At 44.4% G+C, this 20,847-nt stretch carries 13 protein-coding genes and 1 pseudogene; 11 read left to right on the plus strand and 3 right to left on the minus strand.

Going from position 1 to position 20,847, the window contains the following annotated elements; genetic code table 11:
• Positions 1 to 106 precede the first annotated feature (106 nt).
• Positions 107 to 4,150, plus strand: coding sequence for an ATP-dependent RNA helicase HrpA (gene hrpA / locus AB4133_RS03795; RefSeq protein WP_065584190.1), 4,044 nt, complete (start codon positions 107 to 109; stop codon positions 4,148 to 4,150).
• Between the two features lie 143 nt (positions 4,151 to 4,293).
• Entirely contained in the window at positions 4,294 to 4,788 is a 495-nt protein-coding gene (locus AB4133_RS03800) for an outer membrane beta-barrel protein (RefSeq protein ID WP_017107497.1), read from the plus strand.
• Positions 4,789 to 4,943: 155 nt separating this feature from the next.
• Here AB4133_RS03800 and AB4133_RS03805 read toward each other — a convergent pair whose 3' ends face one another.
• Entirely contained in the window at positions 4,944 to 5,726 is a 783-nt protein-coding gene (locus AB4133_RS03805; RefSeq protein ID WP_372169349.1) for a hypothetical protein, read from the minus strand.
• The gene (locus AB4133_RS03810; RefSeq protein WP_136982501.1) at positions 5,647 to 6,432 is read right to left on the minus strand and encodes a hypothetical protein; all 786 of its coding nucleotides are present in this window, start codon (positions 6,430 to 6,432) and stop codon (positions 5,647 to 5,649) included. The genes AB4133_RS03805 and AB4133_RS03810 overlap by 80 nt, the downstream gene beginning before the upstream one ends.
• A 545-nt stretch (positions 6,433 to 6,977) precedes the next feature.
• Between AB4133_RS03810 and AB4133_RS03815 the strand changes: the two genes are divergently transcribed.
• The 7 genes from AB4133_RS03815 to pheT all read left to right on the plus strand — a co-directional run bounded on the left by AB4133_RS03815 (position 6,978) and on the right by pheT (position 17,385).
• On the plus strand, positions 6,978 to 7,763 hold the full coding sequence (locus AB4133_RS03815) for a TetR/AcrR family transcriptional regulator (protein WP_004741595.1): 786 nt from the start codon (positions 6,978 to 6,980) through the stop codon (positions 7,761 to 7,763).
• Between the two features lie 171 nt (positions 7,764 to 7,934).
• The gene (locus AB4133_RS03820; RefSeq protein WP_372223994.1) at positions 7,935 to 10,397 is read left to right on the plus strand and encodes an RND family transporter; all 2,463 of its coding nucleotides are present in this window, start codon (positions 7,935 to 7,937) and stop codon (positions 10,395 to 10,397) included.
• Between the two features lie 44 nt (positions 10,398 to 10,441).
• Complete coding sequence (locus tag AB4133_RS03825; protein ID WP_136974813.1) at positions 10,442 to 11,248, plus strand: outer membrane lipoprotein-sorting protein; 807 nt, start codon at positions 10,442 to 10,444, stop codon at positions 11,246 to 11,248.
• 9 nt (positions 11,249 to 11,257) lie between these two features.
• On the plus strand, positions 11,258 to 12,466 hold the full coding sequence (locus AB4133_RS03830; RefSeq protein ID WP_017060449.1) for a hypothetical protein: 1,209 nt from the start codon (positions 11,258 to 11,260) through the stop codon (positions 12,464 to 12,466).
• Between the two features lie 202 nt (positions 12,467 to 12,668).
• A complete protein-coding gene (locus AB4133_RS03835) occupies positions 12,669 to 13,778 on the plus strand; it encodes a GGDEF domain-containing protein (protein ID WP_372223995.1) in 1,110 nt (369 codons plus the stop codon).
• 217 nt (positions 13,779 to 13,995) lie between these two features.
• Positions 13,996 to 14,979 carry a phenylalanine--tRNA ligase subunit alpha gene (gene pheS, locus AB4133_RS03840; RefSeq protein ID WP_004734764.1) on the plus strand — a complete coding sequence of 328 codons (984 nt, stop codon included), beginning with the start codon at positions 13,996 to 13,998 and terminating at the stop codon, positions 14,977 to 14,979.
• 18 nt (positions 14,980 to 14,997) lie between these two features.
• Positions 14,998 to 17,385 carry a phenylalanine--tRNA ligase subunit beta gene (gene pheT, locus AB4133_RS03845; protein ID WP_372223996.1) on the plus strand — a complete coding sequence of 796 codons (2,388 nt, stop codon included), beginning with the start codon at positions 14,998 to 15,000 and terminating at the stop codon, positions 17,383 to 17,385.
• Positions 17,386 to 17,447: 62 nt separating this feature from the next.
• Here the strand turns inward: pheT and AB4133_RS03850 are convergent, their stop codons facing one another.
• Positions 17,448 to 19,625, minus strand: coding sequence for an AAA family ATPase (locus AB4133_RS03850; RefSeq protein ID WP_372223997.1), 2,178 nt, complete (start codon positions 19,623 to 19,625; stop codon positions 17,448 to 17,450).
• A gap of 206 nt (positions 19,626 to 19,831) precedes the next feature.
• On the opposite strand from AB4133_RS03850, the gene AB4133_RS03855 reads away from it, so the two are divergent.
• Complete coding sequence (locus tag AB4133_RS03855) at positions 19,832 to 20,056, plus strand: alpha/beta fold hydrolase (RefSeq protein WP_372148625.1); 225 nt, start codon at positions 19,832 to 19,834, stop codon at positions 20,054 to 20,056.
• 589 nt (positions 20,057 to 20,645) lie between these two features.
• Positions 20,646 to 20,847 (plus strand): annotated as a pseudogene (locus tag AB4133_RS03860) (hypothetical protein); the annotation flags it as partial.

A 20,847-nucleotide genomic window follows, 5' to 3' on the forward strand; every position in this document is an offset into this window, starting at 1 on the left:
TTAATCAGCCTGATAGCTAAAGGTTTTCCCTTTGCTGTCAGGCTTTTTTGTTTGAGACTTGTGATATAATCGCGCGAGTTTAATAAGTACAAGAATAGGACACGCTTTGACTTCGTCTCCGGAAAAAGCAGATAACAACAAGAATGCAGCACAGCCAAGTTCTTCACAGAGCAAAGCGAAACCAAACCAAGCTGCATCGAAAAAATCTGCTGAACAATCAGCGACAAACAACAAATCATCTCAGAATAGCCCAGCCTCTCTTCGTAAAGCGCTCAACGAATGTATGATGCGCGATCGCTTCCGTTTGAGTAAGCGAATTGCTGGTGCGAGTAAAATTAAGAACGAACAAGCTAAGCACGCTGTCTTTGATGAGATTGCGTTAGACATTGCTAAGTCAATGATGACGGCAACTCAGCGCGCGGCACAGAAACCAACGATTGAATACCCAGAAATTCTCCCGGTTAGCCAAAAGCGCGAAGACATCGCGAAAGCCATCGCTGAAAACCAAGTGGTTATCGTGGCGGGTGAAACGGGTTCGGGTAAAACCACTCAGCTACCAAAAATCTGTTCTGAGCTTGGCCGCGGCCGCTTTGGCTTAATTGGTCACACTCAGCCTCGTCGTCTTGCGGCGCGTTCGGTTGCGAACCGTATTGCTGAAGAGATGGAAACACAGCTGGGTGAGTTCGTTGGTTATAAGGTTCGATTCAACGACCAGATTTCTGACAATACCCAAATCAAACTGATGACCGACGGTATTCTACTGGCGGAGATTCAACACGACCGTTTCTTAAATCAGTACGACACCATCATTATCGATGAAGCGCACGAACGTAGCCTGAACATCGATTTCATCATGGGTTACCTGAAAGAGTTGCTACCAAAGCGTCCTGATCTGAAAGTGATCATCACGTCGGCAACCATCGATCCAGAGCGTTTCTCTAAGCACTTTAACAATGCACCGATCATTGAAGTGTCTGGTCGTACTTACCCAGTTGATACGCGTTACCGCCCATTAGGTGGTGATGAAAGTGATTCAGACCGCGACCAAATCGAAGGCATCTTTGAAGCCGTTGATGAGCTGTGTGATGAAGGCCTTGGCGATATCTTGATCTTCATGAACGGTGAGCGAGAAATTCGTGATACCGCAGATGCATTGAGTAAACGTAACCTTCGCGATACTGAAATTGTTCCGCTTTACGCGCGTCTATCGGCGGGTGAGCAGAACCGTATCTTCCAGTCTCATACTGGTCGACGCATCGTGCTGGCAACTAACGTGGCAGAAACCTCGTTAACCGTACCGGGCATCAAGTATGTTATCGACCCGGGTACGGCGCGTATCAGCCGCTACAGCTACCGTACTAAAGTACAACGTCTACCGATTGAGCCAGTGTCTCAAGCGAGTGCAAACCAGCGTAAAGGTCGTTGTGGTCGTGTTGCAGAAGGTATCTGTATTCGTTTGTACTCTGAGGAAGATTTCGAGTCACGCCCAGAGTTTACTGACCCAGAGATTCTTCGTACTAACCTAGCATCGGTTATCCTTCAGATGACAGCGCTAGGCCTAGGCGATATTCAAGCGTTCCCATTTGTTGAAGCGCCCGATAAGCGCAACATTCAAGACGGTGTAAGGCTGCTTGAAGAGCTTGGTGCGATCGCCACCGTTGAACCGTCAGCGAACAAAAACAAGAACCACGGCGACGACAAGAAGAAGCTAACCGCGATTGGTCGTAAGCTGGCAAAACTGCCTATCGATCCACGTTTAGCGCGTATGGTAATTGAAGCGCCACGTAACCGATGCCTACACGAAGTGATGGTGATCGCGTCTGCGTTGTCGATTCAAGATCCGCGTGAGCGTCCATCAGATAAGCAACAATCGTCTGATGACAAGCACAAGCGTTTCTTCGATAAAGAGTCTGACTTCATCACGTTTGTGAACTTATGGGATTACATCAAGCAGCAGCAAAAAGCATTGTCGAGTAACCAGTTCCGCAAACAGTGTAAGCAAGATTACCTCAACTATTTACGTATCCGTGAATGGCAAGATGTGTACTTCCAAATTCACCAAGCAATGCGTGAGCTAGATACTAAGTTGAATACAGAACCGGGCAGCTACGATGGCATTCACATGTCACTGCTATCAGGTCTGCTTTCGCACATCGGTATGAAAGACCAAGAGAAGAATGAGTATCAAGGTGCACGTAATGCACGCTTCCACATCTTCCCTGCGTCTGGCCTATTTAAGAAACAGCCTAAGTGGATCATGTCTGCGGAGCTGGTAGAAACCTCAAAACTTTGGGGCCGTGTTATCGCGAAGATTCAACCTGAATGGATTGAACCGCTAGCGAAACACCTGATTAAACGCAGTTACAGCGAACCACATTGGTCGAAGAAACAAGCAGCGGTAATGGCACACGAAAAAGTGATGCTTTACGGAATCCCAATCGTACCTAAGCGCCTTGTGAACTACGGCGCGATTGATGCCACCGTCAGCCGTGAGTTGTTTGTACGTAGTGCATTAGTAGAAGGTGAGTGGGAAACCAAACACGCTTTCTTCAAGCAGAACCGTAAGCTTCTACAAGAAGTCGAAGAGCTAGAGCATAAATCGCGTCGTCGTGACATCTTGATCGACGATGATGAACTGTTCGATTTCTATGACCAGCGTGTTGGTGAAGAGGCGGTTTCTGGCCGTCACTTTGATACATGGTGGAAGAAGACCAGTCAGAAAACCCCTGAGCTGCTTAACTTTGAAAAATCGATGCTGTTCCGCGGTGATGCTAGCCACGTTACCGATCTGGATTACCCGAACTTCTGGCACCAAAACGGTATCAAGCTCAAGCTGAGTTACCAATTTGAGCCGGGCGACGATAACGATGGTGTAACGGTACACATTCCGCTGCCTATCTTGAACCAGATCGACCAGAACGGTTTTGATTGGCAGATCCCGGGTCTACGTCAAGAGCTAGTAATTAGCTTGATTAAGTCGTTACCTAAAACGCTACGCCGTAACTTTGTACCTGCGCCAAACTACGCAGATGCATTCTTGGCACGTGTGACACCGCTTGAAGCACCGTTACTGGATTCTCTTGAGAAAGAGCTACGCCGCATGACGGGTGTGGAAGTGGTACGTGATGACTGGAAGTTAGACCAGATTCCAGAGCACTTAAAGGTAACATTCCGCGCTGTAGATCATCGCAAGCGTAAGCTGAAAGAACAGAAAGATCTGCATGAGTTGAAAGAGAGCCTGAAAGACAAGGTTCAAGAAACGCTTTCTAAAGTGGCAGACGACGATATCGAGCAGCAGAACCTGCACACGTGGAGCTTTGGTGAATTACCAAAAGTCTACCAACAGAAACGTGGTGGCTACGATGTTAAAGCCTTCCCTGCGCTGGTGGATACCAAAGACAGCGTAGAGATCAAACTGTTCGAGACCGAGCAAGAGCAGATCTCTGCAATGAAATCGGGTCAGCGTCGTTTAATCTTGTTAAACGTGCCATCGCCGATCAAATACTTGCACTCGAACCTGCCGAATAAATCGAAACTTGGCTTGTACTTCAACCCATACGGACAGGTACTCGATCTTATCGATGACTGTATCGCTTGTGGTATTGATAAGCTGATTGAAGAGAAGGGCGGTTTGGTTTGGGAACCAGAGCAGTTTGAAGCACTGAAAGAGCACGTACGTGCAGAGTTAGGTGATACGGTAGTTGAGATTGCTCAACAGGTTGAAACCATCTTAACCACGGCATTCAGCATCAGTAAGAAGCTAAAAGGCCGTGTTGATCTTTCAATGGCATTCGCACTTTCTGATATAAAAGCTCAGGTAGAAGGTTTGATTTTTAAGGGTTTTGCCACAGAATGTGGATGGAAACGCCTGCCAGATATTCTACGCTATATGAGAGCGATTGAACGTCGCATGGAAAAACTGCCAATTGACCCGAACAAAGATCGTCTTCACATGATCAAAGTTGAGTCAGTAATGAATGATTACAAAGAACTGCTGAATAAAATTCCAAAAGGGATCGCGGTTCCAGAAAATGTAAAAGAGGTGCGTTGGATGATAGAAGAGCTTCGTGTAAGCTTCTTCGCACAGCAGCTCGGTACGCCTTACCCAGTATCAGATAAGCGTGTTAAAAACGCGATTGATGCTTGCTAAAGGAATAAAGCTAGACGCAATAGCAAGGTTTGGGTATAAATCTTGCTTATTGCATTACTAATTGAATAGTTATTACATACAGGGCGACTTGGTGGCAATTTATTACCACTCAAGGCCTGCCACTAGGACGAAAAAGGTCGAATATGAAAAAAACGTTATTGGCACTAGCACTACTAGGTGCATCTTCAACAGCAATGGCTGATTCTTGGTTGTACGGCGGTGTAATGGGTGGTCAAAACTCATTCGCTGGTGAAGATGAAAATGCGGTGGGCATCCACGTAGGTACAGGTATCCTTCCACTAATCGGTGTTGAAGCGGGTTACTGGGATCTAGGTTCTTTCGACAACGTTAGCTACGGCAACCGTGCTAAACAAGGTGTTGACGTAAGCACTGCTTACTTAGCGATCAAACCAAGCATCGACTTCGGTCCTCTTCACGTATACGCGAAGGGTGGTCTTCATTCTTACGAAGTGAAAGGCGATAACTTCAAGCAAGACGACGTTGATATCATGTACGCTGTAGGCGCTGAATACTTCATCTTCGGTCCACTATCTGTAGGCGCTAGCTACCAAAACTTCAAAATGAAAGATGACGACGCAGGCGTTTTCTCTCTAAACGCAACTATCCACCTACTTTAATTAATCGGTAAAACGATCGTTAATAACGGTCGGGTAGTGGTTAAAGGGTTCGTAAGAATTCATAAAAAATGCCAGCTTGATAGCTGGCATTTTTGTATCTGTTAACCGTGTAATCGCTACTCTGTTTTCTTACAACAGATAGCGCGGGCCGACGGCTACTTTTTACTGTTCAAAATACGCTGAATTCTAGGGTTAATCGCTTTGCCGTGTTGGCTTTCGTACTCTTCACGTTTCAAATCGTTCAAGTTCTTCACTGAGTTAGCGGCAAGCAGGAACTGCGGCAATTCTGTTTCCAGCATGCCTTTCTCATCTAAACGCTTTGCTTCCAAATAGTATTTCTTAAACAGGCCATCGAGCTTGTTTTCAGCCGTGCGCTTCAAGTCGTACAGTTTGTTTTGGATTAGCCATTTTTCAATGTTGTTAACAGCTGCGCGCGACAATACACGAATACGGCTATCAAGTAACTCTTCTTCAGTTAAAGAATCTTTCAGGATCCACAGCTCACCCATTTGCGGCGGCCAGCTGTTGCCAAGCTGAATACGTTCGTGGCAGTGCATTAAAACGCGGTTAAGGCCGTCTGAATCAACAGAGTTGGCAAACTCAATGAACTTACCGCTTGGCTCACTACCGTACTGATATTCCCACTGCGTTTCGTACACGCTCAAGAAAGAGCCGAACACGTGAATACACCAATCGGTTAGTTCCAGCTCTGCAGGATCTTGATCAACAACAGGTACTTGTTGAGACGCACCAGAATCCGCAGCTTGTGCAGCCGCTACTTTCACTTCGGTACTTTGCGCTTCAATCACTTCAGGTACTAATGGACCTGTAGCGTCAGGTACAACAGGTTGAGCTGGCTCAGAAGGTTGGCTTTTTGCCTTTTTGAATGAGCTGCTGCCTGAAGCGTTCAGATGGGCTAAGCTTTTGTCTATACCCATTTCCTTGAGCTTGTCCTGCATTTCCTGAATATTGAGAGGTCTTCTGCTGTTGTTGTCTTTCATTTTGCTTCTCGTTAACTAGCCAGTACTGCAGCTTGGATTCAATCCGAGATAATGGCATTAATTCATTGGCTTTGGCTTTATACCAGAGGACAAATTTCTTCCATACTAAACTATGGTCACCGGTCAAACCGGAGAATTTAAACGCACGTTCTGCCCATGATGGTATCTCTTCTTCGTTGAGATCATGAGTAGAGACGGTGTTGCTGTTCATTGAGCCTCGACCTTGTGGGCGAGGGGCCTGCTGCATATGTTGCATTGGTGCCGGAGCAGGCTGAAACTTAGGTGCAGGTGCAGGTGCAGGTGCAGGTGCAGGTGCCGTAGAGTAGACCGGAATACTATTGGTCGGTTGAACCTCAACGTGCGCCGCAGTTTGCTCTTGCTCAATGAGCATTTTGAAAACGTGAATCTCTTTTTTATCCCGATAATCTACTTTTACCTTATCGAGAAAACCTTGGTCGACTAAACACTTAAGACAGTCGGCTAAACCAAACGTAGAGAGAGCACAAAGTTGACCTGCTGTTTGTAGGCACACATTGGTGTAGCCGAATTCGTCAGCACCGTCTGCAAGCATCAATAAAACCAGCTTTTCTGCAGGGCTAGAAGTATTCACTTGCCAAGCTAAATAAGAATATTTGGCGCTCAATATCGTGTTCTCAAAAAAGGTAAGTCGTTGTCACTATTGTAAGTCACCCCTTACCGAATTTATAGCAACTTAACAGAAAACGGCATTAGTAAGCCAAATATTGACCATAAGGAGACGTCTGCCCCATAAAGTAAGCCTACAGTCATTCATTCTTGTGGTTTAAGCTAGGAATCATTGGGCATGAATACGCATAGCAGCTTAAAGTGCCTACATTCTTTGTTAGGTTAAGAATGCCCAATTCGCGTCCACATTCTGTTGGTCACAATACAGGTCTTTTTTTAAAGTCTTCTCTTTAGGTCAACTATTGATGATTTTCTTAGCTATATCCCATTTATTCTCTTTCCATTCACAAAATGTATTTAATTTATAAAACCCCTTGATATGATCAATACTTGCGCTATTATGACGATAAGTCAGAAATGACGAAGCGTCACAAAATGGTTAACTACATGAATTTACTATTCGTGTTAATATATTGGATAGGAGTGTTTTAAATACTGGCGAAGCTTAGATAACGGCTAAGCTCATATACGGACTAAAAAATTATGTTTGGCTTTGGTTGTAAAGGCGATAAACAAGGTATCTTTGGTTGCAAAGGCGTGTTGTCTAAAAAGCAGCAGTCTATTGCAGACCGAGAAGTAGAGTTGATGTTGTTAGCAAAAGATCTGGTTCGAGAACAAGGGTTCGGAAACCTCACGATGGACAAGCTAACGGCAGCGAGCTCTTATTCTAAAGGTACGATATACAATCACTTTTGCAGCAAAGAAGACGTCGTTTTAGCGTTATGTATTCACTCTCTCAAGACAGAAGCAATGATGTTTGCTCGCTCTGGAGAGTTTGAAGGCAACACACGTGAAAAGATCGTCGCATTGCACGTTGCTTACCGAATCTATGCTCGCATGGAACCGGTACTATCAACCTGTGCGATCATGGCTAAAAGCCCGTGGGTACTAGAGAAAGCGTCTAGTGCACGCGTCGCCGAGATGAATGAACTGGAAGAGTTGGTGATTGAACAATGCGACTCTATGGTTAACCAAGCGGTAGAAGCGGGTGACCTAAAGTTCTCTTCTGGCGTTGGCTCAGATGCCATCGTTTTTGCTAACTGGTCAATCGCATTTGGTTCAAATGCCTTGTCACAGAACGCATCAAACAGTCATTGTATTAAGCGGTTACAAGACCCGTATTCAGTATTACACAACGCGAACATGATTCTAGACGGCCTAAATTGGCAGCCCCTTTCTAGTGACTGGGATTACCGCAAAACTTGGCGTCGTGTAGAACAAGAACTGTTCAGTGAAGAGATCGCTTACTTAGAGTCTGTAGGTCGATAGCTTCCGTTAAGCCCACACATGTGGGTTTATTAATAACCATTTTTGACGATTCGTCACAAACTTGAGACTGACCGACTGTGGTTGCTGTTTTCTTGAGTGTTTGACTAAGCATTGTGTCTTTTGTCAGCTTCGGCTGGCTTTTTATGACATAAATATGACGAATCGTCACAAATGGAGACTGTGATGAAACATGACAGCCAGAAGCCCACGTTCGATCAGCAAAACCGAGATAACCCTAATGCCGATAGCGCAAACACAGATCTAAACAGTTGGCACTCAATACCTACCAAGCGTTCGTTTATCGTTCTGCTGGTGGTGTTTTCAATCATCATTCTCTCTGCATTAGGGGCTAAGAACCTCTACTTTAGAGGGGACTACAACATCTTCTTCGAAGGCACCAACAAGCAGTTGATGGCGTTCGATGAAATCCAAACCACCTTTGCAAAAACCGACAACCTTGCGATTGTTGTCGCACCTGAAGATGGCAATGTCTTCACCCCTGAAACTCTCACCCTGATTCAAAATCTCACGGTTGATGCGTGGCAGATCCCGTATTCAAGCCGTGTCGATTCCCTTGCTAATTATCAGCACACCGAAGCCATTGAAGATGATCTTTTGGTAGAAGACTTGCTGTATGAAGAGTACGAACACACACCAGAACGCATCGCCAAAGTAAAACAGATCGCCCTTAACGAGCCGTTGCTTAAGAATGCCTTGGTGTCGGCCTCTGGTGATGTGACGATTGTGAACGTCACCGTGCAACTGCCAGAAGTGGACAAAACCGCAGAAGTGCAAGAGGTGATTGCGGCAATCAATACCATGATCGGCAAGTACCAAGCTCAGTATCCTAATGTCGAATTCCATAAAGCGGGCATCATAGCCATGAACAACGCATTTATGACTTCGGCTCAAGAAGACAGCTCAACGCTCGTTCCCTTAATGCTGTTGGTGGTACTGGTGTTCCTGACCTTTATGCTGCGCTCGTTCTTTAGTGTGGTGGCGACGCTCATTGTGATCATCTCTTCGATTGTTGCCACCATGGGATTGTCTGGTTGGGCAGGGATGTTCTTGAGTACCGCAACCGTGAATGTGCCAACCTTGGTTTTAACTTTGGCGGTGGCTGATTGTGTTCACGTGATTGTGACCATGAGACAAGCGATGCAGCGCGGTATGGAGAAAGCACAAGCCATTCAATACAGCATCAAGCTCAATGCGATGCCGATTCTGATCACCTCGGTGACCACTGCGATTGGTTTCCTGATGATGAACATGTCGGACTCACCAGTGCTGCGTGATTTCGGTAACTTATCGGCACTGGGTGTACTTATTGCGTGCTTCTTGTCTGTGACTATGTTGCCAGCGTTGCTAAAACTGCTGCCAGTCAAACGTCTACCTGCCAACCCTAAGGCGGCAGACAAAGTCACCTTCATGGATAAGCTGGGCGATTTTGTCGTAACTAACCGTAAAGCACTGCTGCCGATTTCTACGCTAGTGATTGTTGGCGCTGCCGCGTTAATTCCGCTCAACAAAGTCAACGATGAATCGGTGAAGTATTTCGATACCTCAAGTGAATTCAGACAAGCGGCTGACTTCATGGAAGAGACCGTAAGCGGCATGACAACCCTCAGTATCGCAGTGAAAACTAACGAGTCTCAAGCGATTGCTGATCCAGTGTTCTTGCAAGCAATTGGTGACTTTACTAAGTGGCTACGCGTTCAACCAGAAACTGACCATGTGGCAACGCTTTCTGATGTTTATATGCGTTTGAACAAGAATATGCATGCCGACGACGACAGCTACTACAAGCTACCGCTGAACCGTGAACTTGCCGCGCAATATCTGCTGCTTTACGAAATGTCTCTGCCGTACGGCTTGGACTTGAACAACCAGATCAACGTCGATAAATCATCGATCAAAATGGTACTCACCGTCGATAACCTTGGCAGCGTTGAGCTAGTCGAACTCGAAGAGCGCATTTACTCATGGTTTGCAGCCAATGCACCGCAATATGAAGTGGTGGCTTCGAGCCCGTCACTGATGTTTGCTCATATTGGCGAAACCAACATGGCGAGCATGCTATCAACTTTGCCTATCACCCTAGTGCTTATCTCTGGCTTGATGATCTTTGCATTGCGCTCGGTTCGCTTAGGCATCATCAGCCTAGTGCCCAACATTTCGCCTGCGATCATTGGCTTTGGTTTATGGGCGCTTATCTCAGGTGAAATCAACCTCGGTTTGTCAGTCGTGGTCACGCTCACGTTGGGTATCGTGGTTGATGATGCGGTGCACTTCTTGAGTAAATACCAGCGCGCAAGAATCGAAGGGAAATCAGCAGAAGAAGCGGTTCGATACGCTTTCCACACCGTAGGTCGCGCTTTGTGGATCACCACTGTTGTGCTAGTGGCCGGTTTCTCTGTACTGGCGATGTCGAGCTTCAGACTCAACTCCGACATGGGCTTACTCAGCGCGATTGTGATTTTCATTGCGCTGGTGGTCGATTTCATCTTGCTACCAAGCTTACTGATGATCTTCGACAAACAGACCCACTATTCAGCTAAAACTCAGCACGAATCAAAGCCAGATACCAAGTCGCAGCCTAGATCGACAGCCGAACTGACTACTTCGACCAAATAAGGAAACGTCGGCCTGCTGCGGTAGGCTGACTCAAGGAGATATTTATGAAAAGCGTTAAACAAACATTCGCTACTACATTACTTACTGTTAGCTCGTTGGCACTGAGCACATTCGCCGCTTTCCCAGCGTTAGCAGACCCTGCGAAAGGCTTAGAAATTGCCGAACAACGCAAAGCCGTCGATATGGGGTGGGGCGATTCTGTCGCAACCATGGAAATGCTACTTCGCAACAAGCAGGGCGAAAGCAGTACACGTCTGATGCGATTGAAATCATTAGAAGTCGATGACGATGGCGACAAAGGCTTAACCATTTTTGATGAACCACGCGACGTAAAAGGCACGGCTTTCCTAAACCATTCGCACATCACCAAATCCGATGACCAGTGGTTGTATCTTCCTGCACTCAAGCGTGTAAAACGCATCTCTTCACGCAACAAATCTGGCCCGTTTATGGGCAGTGAATTTGCGTATGAGGACTTAAGCTCGTTTGAACTTGAAAAGTACACCTTCAACTACATTGAAGACGCGAAACTGGAAGGCGTAGACACCTTTGTTTTAGAGCAAGTACCGACCGATAAAAACTCAGGCTACACCATGCAAAAGGTATGGCTAGACCAACAGCACTACCGCCCAATGAAAGTCGAGTTTTACGACCGCAAAGGCGCACTGCTTAAAACTCTATCGTTCCAAGATTACAAACAGTACCTAAACCAATACTGGCGCGCACACACCATGGCGATGCAAAACCATCAAACAGGCAAAAGCACCGTATTAACCACGACAGATTTAGTGTTCCAGACCGGTCTTAAAGACAAGGATTTCCAAAAGAACACACTAAAACGTGCGAAATAAGGCAGGAATATGAAAAGGATTGTGGCAACAGGAACCCAATTATCCTTAACCTTGGCGGCGACCGTCGGGCTTATGCAGGTGTCGTTGCCTTGTGTGGCGGCAGGCTTTAGTCCTGATATCGCAGGGCAGGTTAACCTTGAACATAGGCAGTTCTTTAGCGACGGCTTACAAGGGCAAGACAAAGGACAAAGCTCACTGGTGTTGCAGCCAGAGTTTTACTGGGAGCAACAAGAGGGCAACGGCAGCATTACCTTCACCCCGTTTTATCGCCTAGACAGTGAAGACGATGAACGAACTCATGGTGATATTCGCGAAGCCTTGTATTTAACCTATTGGGATGATTACGAACTGCGAGCGGGTGTTGGAAAGGTATTTTGGGGCGTAACCGAATCGGCGCATTTAGTGGATGTGGTAAACCAGACCGATGCCATTGAATCGGTCGATGGCGAATCCAAGTTAGGTCAGCCTATGGTGCACTTCACCTCGATAAAAGAGTGGGGCACCATAGACGCCATGTTACTGCCGTATTTTCGTGAGCGTACCTTCGCAGGCGAAGACGGTCGATTAAGGCCAACCGTACCAGTATCGGACGATGCGCTTTACGAATCTTCACGAGAAGAAAAACACGTTGATGTGGCATTGCGTTACAGCCAAATGTACGGTGATTGGGATGTCGGTTTAAGCTACTTAGGCGGCACAAACCGCGACCCTTATTACCGTGTGGAAGGCAATCAACTCAAGCCATACTACGCCCAAATGCAACACTTCGGATTGGATGTTCAAGGCATTATCGGTGACTGGTTATGGAAGCTGGAAAGCATTTATCGCGACAGCTACGACAACCATACCGGCGTGGCGACAGGCTTTGAATACACTTGGGTAGGGGCGCTTGAATCGTACTGGGACATCGGCTTCATCGCTGAATACCTGTATGACAGCCGAGGCAACAATGCCCAAACCATCGGCCAAAATGATGTGTTCCTTGGCGCCCGTTTCGCTTTGAACGATGAAGACGGCACCGAAGTGCTTACTGGTATCACTCAAGACTTAGATAACAGTGATGTCTACAGTGCCAAGCTAGAGGCATCGAGCCGTATTAACAACAATCTCAAGTGGCGACTGAATGCTTGGTTGTTTGAGAACGAAACCCCAGAAGACTTGTTGTTCTTCGCACGTAAGGATGATTTTGTTGAGATGGCGTTGGAATATTATTTCTAGTGTTAGCTTTATGAGGTGTTCTTGTTAAGAGGGGCGTCTCAAATTTAAGATGAGTTATATTTAGAGTGTTCAATATCTTCTTTTTATAAAATGGATCAAACAATCGAATAAACCTACAGGTAAAATGGTTATATTTTTTCAGTATCTATAACCTCCGAATATGCATGTAAATCGTGCTGGTGGTATCGGCCTTAAGGGATTTATGAATTCATTTAATTGGGATAAAAACTTTGAAACAGGCATTGGTGTTGTAGATGAACAGCATCAATATCTTGTTGGTATTATCAACCACTACGGAAATCTGTTGTCAGAGAACACTATCTCTATCGACGACATAAACGTCGCTTTACTCGATCTCACATGCTATGCCGAATTTCACTTTAAAGAAGAAGAATCTTTGATGAGAGATTGCGGTGTGTATGAGCGACACATTGAAGAGCATATCAAAGTGCATCGTGTATTTATGCAAGATATCTACAGTATGCAAGCTTTCATCATGGAAGAAGATCAGTCGTCAGCACGGCAGTTACTTGATTTATTGATCCACTGGCTTGCTTACCACATCCTCGGCATCGACCAAAACATGGCGCGACAAATTACCGCGATAGAAGAGGGCGCGACACCTCTGCAAGCCTTTGAAGCGGAAGAAAAGCAGCAAGATTCTGCGACTGTCCCGCTGTTGGCTGCGCTTAACGGCCTGTTTGAACAAGTCTCTGAACGAAACAAACAGTTGTTACGCTTCAACCAGTTACTCGAAGATAAAGTTGAGGAACGTACGGCAGAATTAAAACGAGCGAATAAGAGACTTGAAGAACTGTCATTAACCGACTCTCTTACTAATTTGCATAACCGTCGTAGTGCTTTTAAACAGTTAGCGCTGCATTGGCAAGACTCCAAAGAACTGGGCATGCCTTTAGTGTGTATTATGATTGATGCCGACCACTTCAAGCGCATTAATGACACCAGCGGCCATGATGCAGGCGACTTGGTGCTACAAACCCTCTCGCGTGAACTGAAAAACACGTTCCGTAATGATGATATTGTTTGCCGGTTAGGTGGCGATGAGTTCTTGGTTATTTGCCCAAACACCGACCTTAAAGGTGGGATGTACATCGCGGAAACCGCTCGACAGAAAGTGTCTGAATTAGAGGTTGAAACCAGTCATCAAGTTTGGATTGGCAGTATTAGTGTCGGTGTCGCTGAAATGACCCAAGAATTCGAAACCATGAACGAATTGATTAAAGCGGCGGATGAGTCCGTCTATTTAGCAAAAAACGCAGGGAAGAACAGCGTTTGTTCTATTCAGATCTAGCCTTCAGGTCATTTCCAAATTAAGAAGTGGAACCTGTAATTGTTCCACTTCTTCCTACTACTCATTAATATCCTGTTAAATTTGCCGTGTTTTTAGGCAATAACTTGTTCTTTTAGCGATTCAATTTGGCATTGGTTGCGTGTTTGATTACTATGTGTAGCTATCTAAAAAACTAATCATCCGATACGGACACTACCAACTGGTAGATGAGGAAATGATGCAACATCTAGAAGAGATCATTGCTAATGCAACGACTGCTATTGATACAGCAGATTCGTTAGTCGCACTTGATGAAGTGCGAGTTCAGTATTTAGGTAAGAAGGGTGAATTAACTCTTCAACTACAAAGCCTAGGTAAACTTCCACCTGAAGAGCGTCGCACTGCTGGTCAAGAGATCAACAAAGCGAAAGGTGCTGTTCAACAAGCGATCGCAGCTCGCAAAGACGCACTACAACGTGCAGAGCTTGAAGCGAAACTAGCTGAAGAAACTATCGATGTGAGCCTACCAGGTCGTCGCATTGAGAACGGTGGTCTTCACCCAGTGACTCGCACAGTTGAGCGTATCGAACAGTTCTTTGGTGAGCTTGGCTTTAGCACTGAGTCTGGCCCTGAGATCGAAGATGCATTCCACAACTTTGATGCACTAAACATCGCAGACGATCACCCAGCTCGTACTGATCACGATACTTTCTTCTTCAACCCTGATCTAATGCTACGTACGCACACTTCTGGTGTTCAAATCCGTACGATGGAAAACGGCAAACCGCCTTTCCGCTTCATTGCTCCGGGTCGTGTTTACCGTAACGACTACGATCAAACTCACACGCCAATGTTCCACCAAGTGGAAGGTATGTTAGTTGATGAGAACGTAAACTTCGCACAACTTAAAGGCATTCTTAACGATTTCCTTTGTAACTTCTTTGAAGAAGAAGTTGAAGTGCGTTTCCGTCCTTCATTCTTCCCGTTCACAGAGCCTTCAGCTGAAGTTGACGTGAAACGTAAAGATGGCAAATGGCTAGAAGTTCTAGGCTGTGGCATGGTTCACCCTAACGTACTTCGCTCTGTTGGCATCGACCCTGAGAAATACTCTGGTTTTGCATTCGGTATGGGTGTAGAGCGTCTAACGATGCTTCGTTACGGCGTAAATGACCTTCGTGCGTTCTTCGAGAACGACCTTCGTTTCCTTAAACAATTCAAGTAATCCGGGGCAGTCAAAACTATGAAATTCAGTGAATCTTGGCTACGCGAGTGGGTTAAACCTGCAATTAACAGCGAAGAGCTAGCTCACCAAATCACGATGGCTGGTTTGGAAGTTGACGATGTAGAACCTGTTGCGGGTGTTTTCACCGGCGTTAAAGTAGGTAAAGTGGTTGAGTGCGGTCAGCACCCAGACGCAGACAAACTACAAGTAACTAAAATTGATATCGGCGAAGAAGAGCTGCTAGATATCGTTTGTGGTGCATCTAACTGTCGTCTTGGCCTAACTGTAGCAGTAGCAACAGTTGGCGCAGTACTTCCTGGTGACTTCAAAATCAAGAAAGCAAAACTACGTGGCGTTCCATCGCACGGCATGCTTTGTTCTTTCTCTGAGCTAGGTATCGACGTAGAGTCTGACGGCATCCTTGAGCTGCCAGAAGGCACAACGCTAGGTATGGACGTACGTGAGCTTCTTGAGCTTAACGACGTAACTATCGACGTAGACCTAACAGCAAACCGCGCTGACTGTTTCAGCATCCGTGGCCTTGCTCGTGAAGTTGGCGTACTAAACCGCGCAGACGTTACAGAGCCAACAGTTGACGCTGTTGCAACAAGCATTGAAGACACAGTATCTGTTGAAATCAAAGCAACTGATGCTTGTCCACGTTACCTTGGCCGTGTGGTTAAGAACGTAAACGTGAAAGCGGAATCTCCAATCTGGATGCAAGAAAAACTGCGTCGTTGTGGTATCCGTTCAATCGACCCAGTTGTAGACATCACAAACTACGTGATGCTAGAGCAAGGCCAACCAATGCACGCATTTGATCTTGCTAAGATCGAAGGCGGTATCGTGGTTCGTCTAGCAGAGCAGGGCGAAAAGCTAACACTTCTAGATGGCAACGAAGCTGAACTAAACAGCAACACGCTTGTTATCGCTGACCACAACAAAGCACTAGCAATCGCTGGTATCTTTGGCGGTCAAGATTCAGGTGTTACTACTGAAACGACAGACGTACTTCTTGAAGCAGCATTCTTCGCACCGGATCACATCCGTGGTCGCGCACGTGCTTACGGCCTTCACACAGATTCTTCTCTACGTTTCGAACGTGGTGTTGATTCAACACTACAAGCAGCAGCAATGGAGCGTGCAACACAGCTTCTAGTTGAAATCTGTGGTGGTGAAGTTGCGCCAGTAAACGGCAGCGAATCTGAAGCTGATCTACCAAAAGCAAACGTAGTTGCCCTACGTCGCGCTAAGCTAGACAGCCTACTAGGTCACGAAATCCCATCTACAGACGTAGTGGAAATTCTTACTCGCCTAGGTTGTGAAGTTGAGACTACGGACGCAGGTTGGACGGCAACGTCTCCATCTTGGCGTTTTGATATCGCAATCGAGCAAGACCTAATTGAAGAAGTAGGTCGTATCTACGGTTACGATAACATTCCAAACCAAGCGCCTAAAGCGGCACTTAAAATGAATGACCACAAAGAAGCTAACCAACCGCTTAAGCGCGTTCGTGACCTTCTTGTAGACCGTGGCTACCACGAAGCAATCACATACAGCTTCGTAGAACCAGAACAGCAAAAATTGGTTGTACCTGGTGTTGAGCCGCTAATCCTGCCATTCCCAATCTCTGCGGACATGTCAGCAATGCGTCTTGGCCTAATCCAAGGTCTTCTAAACACAGTTGTTCACAACCAGAAGCGTCAACAGTCTCGCGTTCGTCTATTCGAATCAGGCCTGCGTTTCATCCCTGAAGCAACGGCTGAAAACGGCATGCGCCAAGAAATGATGCTTGCGGGCGTTATCTCTGGTACTCGTGGCGAAGAGCACTGGGACATTGCAACTAACACTGTAGATTTCTTCGATCTTAAAGGTGACCTAGAAGCAGTTCTTGAGCTTTCTGCAAACGAAATCGCATACAGCTTCAAAGCAGCTAAGCACCCAGCACTTCACCCAGGTCAAACTGCGGCTATCGTAGTAGACGGCAAAGAAGTGGGTATCATTGGTACTGTTCACCCAGAACTAGAGCGTAAGTTTGGTCTTAACGGCCGCACTATCGTATTCGAAATTGAATGGGCAGCTATCAACACTCGCGTGCTTCCAGAAGCTGTAGCTGTATCTAAGTTCCCTGCAAACCGTCGTGATATCGCCGTTGTTGTTGATGAAGCAGTTGCTTCCGGCGACATCGTTGAAGCGTGTATCGCTGCTGGTGGCGAATTCCTAACAGGCGCTAAACTGTTCGACGTATACGTTGGTCAAGGCGTTGAAGAAGGTAAGAAGAGCCTAGCTATCGCACTTAGCCTACAGTCTGTAGAGCGTACACTTGAAGATGCAGACATCGCTGGTTCAGTAGATGCTATCGTAGCTTCAATCTCAGAGAAATTCGGCGCAGCACTTCGCGACTAATCTCTTCTGATAGATAGAAAAATCAAAGGCCTCGCATTGCGAGGCCTTTTTGTTTGTTTAAGCTATGACAAAATATGATCTAGTCTTGCGAGAATCTGAACCTTTTCCTTATTTAGTGATTTATCTGTAATATCAATAGCAGGTTGGAAAATATTCATATCCATTTCAAAGTGGTTGAATTCGTTCAAGAGTGTTTTTCTTGACATGAAAAATACACGATGTGCTCTTTTCTCCGCAGTGTCTTTCTTAAATGGAAATGCAGCTAATATGATTTGAGACAAAAGGTCATGTTTTTTAGTATCAATAGAAAATTTATCTACAAGTTTTCTCTCTACATTTAGTCTCAAAAATAAATAGCTCATAGTATGCCTTAGAGACTTTGAAAGTAGGGGGTAGTTATTATCTTTTATTGGTTTAAAAGTTTGACTATCCATTGAAATAATATCAGCGGCGGAGACTAGATAATCACCAGTAACTGGGTCTCTAATTTCTTGATCAAATAAGGCCATATAAATCTCACTGAGATTGACCTTTTCATTATTATACCCATGCATTAGCTTTGTTATACTATTTTTTTCTTCACGACGCCCAAGTATTTGACAATATCCACGCATGAAAGGGGCAATAGATATCAGAAATTGCTTATTATCTATTATTTCATCTTTTATATCTTTTCTGAGCAAGTTTAAAAATTCATGTATGTAGAGTAAGATCTTTAGTTCATTTCTATTAACCGGAATAAAACCATTGTTTTCGTCTTGAACATTATTAAAATAATACAAGTTTATACACTGCTGCTGCTGGTGCTCTAAAAGCTTAATTAGATCGGTGTTATGAGTAAGAATTATTGTTTTCTTATTACGTAGGAATGATATTATTGCATAAGCAAGCTTGTTTTTGTAAATAGAATCGAAGCTTGATATTGGGTCATCTAACACTACAAATTTTTGCTTTGTATTTTTTGCTTTAAGTAGCTCAAATGAAAGTGATAAGAAATTTTGCTCACCATTGCTCAGTGATAGTTGTTTTCTATCTACTTTTAGAAACTCCGAACCACCTAAGAGAAGTTTTATATTATTGTCGTCATCTCTCTCTAATGTTATCTTTCGTTCGAGCGTTTCATTTAGAAACTTTTCGATGAATAAAATGTCTTCACTGTCGAATTCAGGTTTATTAATCTTAAGTTCCTGATACTCATCATTATCATTTTTTAGATTATATTTTTTACTTTCTTCAATTAGTTCTGTTTTTAGGTAGTTCCAATAAATTAGCTTATATTTTTCAAAGTCTGCCACCAAGTCAGTAATAAATGTCTTATCGGACTTGTTTATAGCTGTGAAGATTCTCTCTCTAATATTGAATGGGTCACTCTGTGGTAAGCCCTTTATTATTTTTTCGGCAATTTTCTTTTCTTTATCTGAAAGAGACTTATGAGTTTTTTCTACTTGATCGCTCTTTTCACTCAATAACTTCTTTGAGTCTATTTTGTGGTCACATACGATACAATCATCAAGATAGTTATACTTTTTAAGGATGTTTACCGCCTGACTCTGCTCTTCAAGTTTAGCGATTTTTTTATCTTTATCAGTTAGATTGAAATTATAAGCGATTATTGTTCTTATAGTTGATTCTTTATCTGAAAAATCTTTTACAAAGTACTCGAATTTATTTTTATCTAATTCAATCTCTCCTAATAAGTCTTCTTCACTGTAAATTTTCTCTATGAAATATTCTCGGTCGATTGTCTTTCCTTTTGAACGGCTATTAGCTATATCAGATATTACTTTTAAGTAATATTTATCTAGTATTATTTCATCAAAGCACGAATTTTTAGTGCCTATACCAAACTTACTTTTTAGTAGCTTTACAAGGTCTTTCTCAAAAAGAGATTTAAAGTTGTTATTTATCCGCTCTCTCAATTCATACTCTCTTTTTATATTGTCACCCAATATAAAATCTTGAGTTTCACCTTCAATGAAATTTCGATCATTTTGGTCAGATATTATGTGTGCGATTTGCTCATCTTTTTCTGTGAATGTTATGTCATCTATTTTAACTGTATACTCGGTCTTTTTTTCTCTTGAAAGTACTTTTGATAGGCTTGTTTTCCCGGTCCCGTTTGGTCCGTAAATTACACTTATGCTTTTTCCAGTTAGATCAATTTCATTGCTTGCTTTTAACGCTAAAAATTCATCTGTGAAAATGTTGTCTTTTTTTATTTTTTCTAAAACAAGTTTCATTTTAAAGTCCGACGTTATGATTTTTCTGTATCGTAGCACTGCCTTCTGATGCATACGTTGCTGAATGTCATGAAAAAATGAATGCATATAACAATTGGATTTCTATACTAAGAGCTTGACTTGTCTAAAGCTTCACACTTTATAGTGACTATATTGATTGAGAGGGGCGCTATCTGGGTCCCCTCTAAAGTAAGTAGAGAGACACTATGAAACGTTTAATTCTAAACATCACACTCTTGGTATTCATGGCGCTTGGTAGCATGAATGCCATGGCTTATGACTCAACGGTTAAGTACGGTATCGCGATATCTCACGATGGTGAGCAAATTGCGTATGGCAAAAGTGGGAGCTGGGAGACGGCGCTGATCTTCATTCACGGCTGGAGCCTAGACAGCAGGCTATGGCAAAACCAAGTGAGTGAGGGCTTTTAACGTGCAGTACAGATCCTGAAACGACTAGGGCAGATGTACGTGAGAATAGGCTGATAATCCCCTCCTAGCCTCCCCTTGGTTTACATCTCCAATCTCTTGTTGGTAATGGGAAAGGGGAGGAACTGAATACCGATCGTGAAAAGTGCAGCTATATGTTCAGCGCCAAAGAATGTTCTCCCCCTCGATCGTTAATCTAAAGAGATCGGGTCACTCCATTCGAGGGGGAGCTAGAGGGGGAGGTTTTGGTCTACTAGACCCATTCACACAATGCTGATGAAAGCGGTGAAGTAGGGTGCTTTAGTTGTTAAATGATGGATGTAATCGGTGATAGATAAAACCAAGGCCTCGCGATTGCGGGGCTTTTTTGTTCGTTGGAGGTTTTGCTAGCTACATTCATTTCAATTTGCGACTAATGATCGCATCGTTCACTCGTTTATGGTCCTTAAACGACGGCCTCATAGTTATATAAATGCTCTATCAACCACTCCTAGATACGTAATTAGCACCCCTGTTATTAGTAAGGGCTGACCGAATCTAGTGGTGCTTTCTACTGATAATCACTTTAACTATGTGTTTAGGACGTTCTGCTATGGCTAAGAAAATAATATTCATTCATGGTCGCGCTCAAAAGCCCGATAAAGCTCCCCTTCAAGCACTCTGGTACGAGGCTATAGAGCATGGCTTACAGCGAGATTGTATCGGCTCAAGTTCATTACAAGCTTTTAAAGATGTCGATAAACGGTTTGTCTATTACGGTGAGCTATCAAACACATTGTTGAACGAAGCCGCTA

The sequence above is a fragment of the Vibrio sp. 10N.286.52.F8 genome (assembly GCF_041468745.1).
Classification (GTDB): domain Bacteria; phylum Pseudomonadota; class Gammaproteobacteria; order Enterobacterales; family Vibrionaceae; genus Vibrio; species Vibrio crassostreae_C.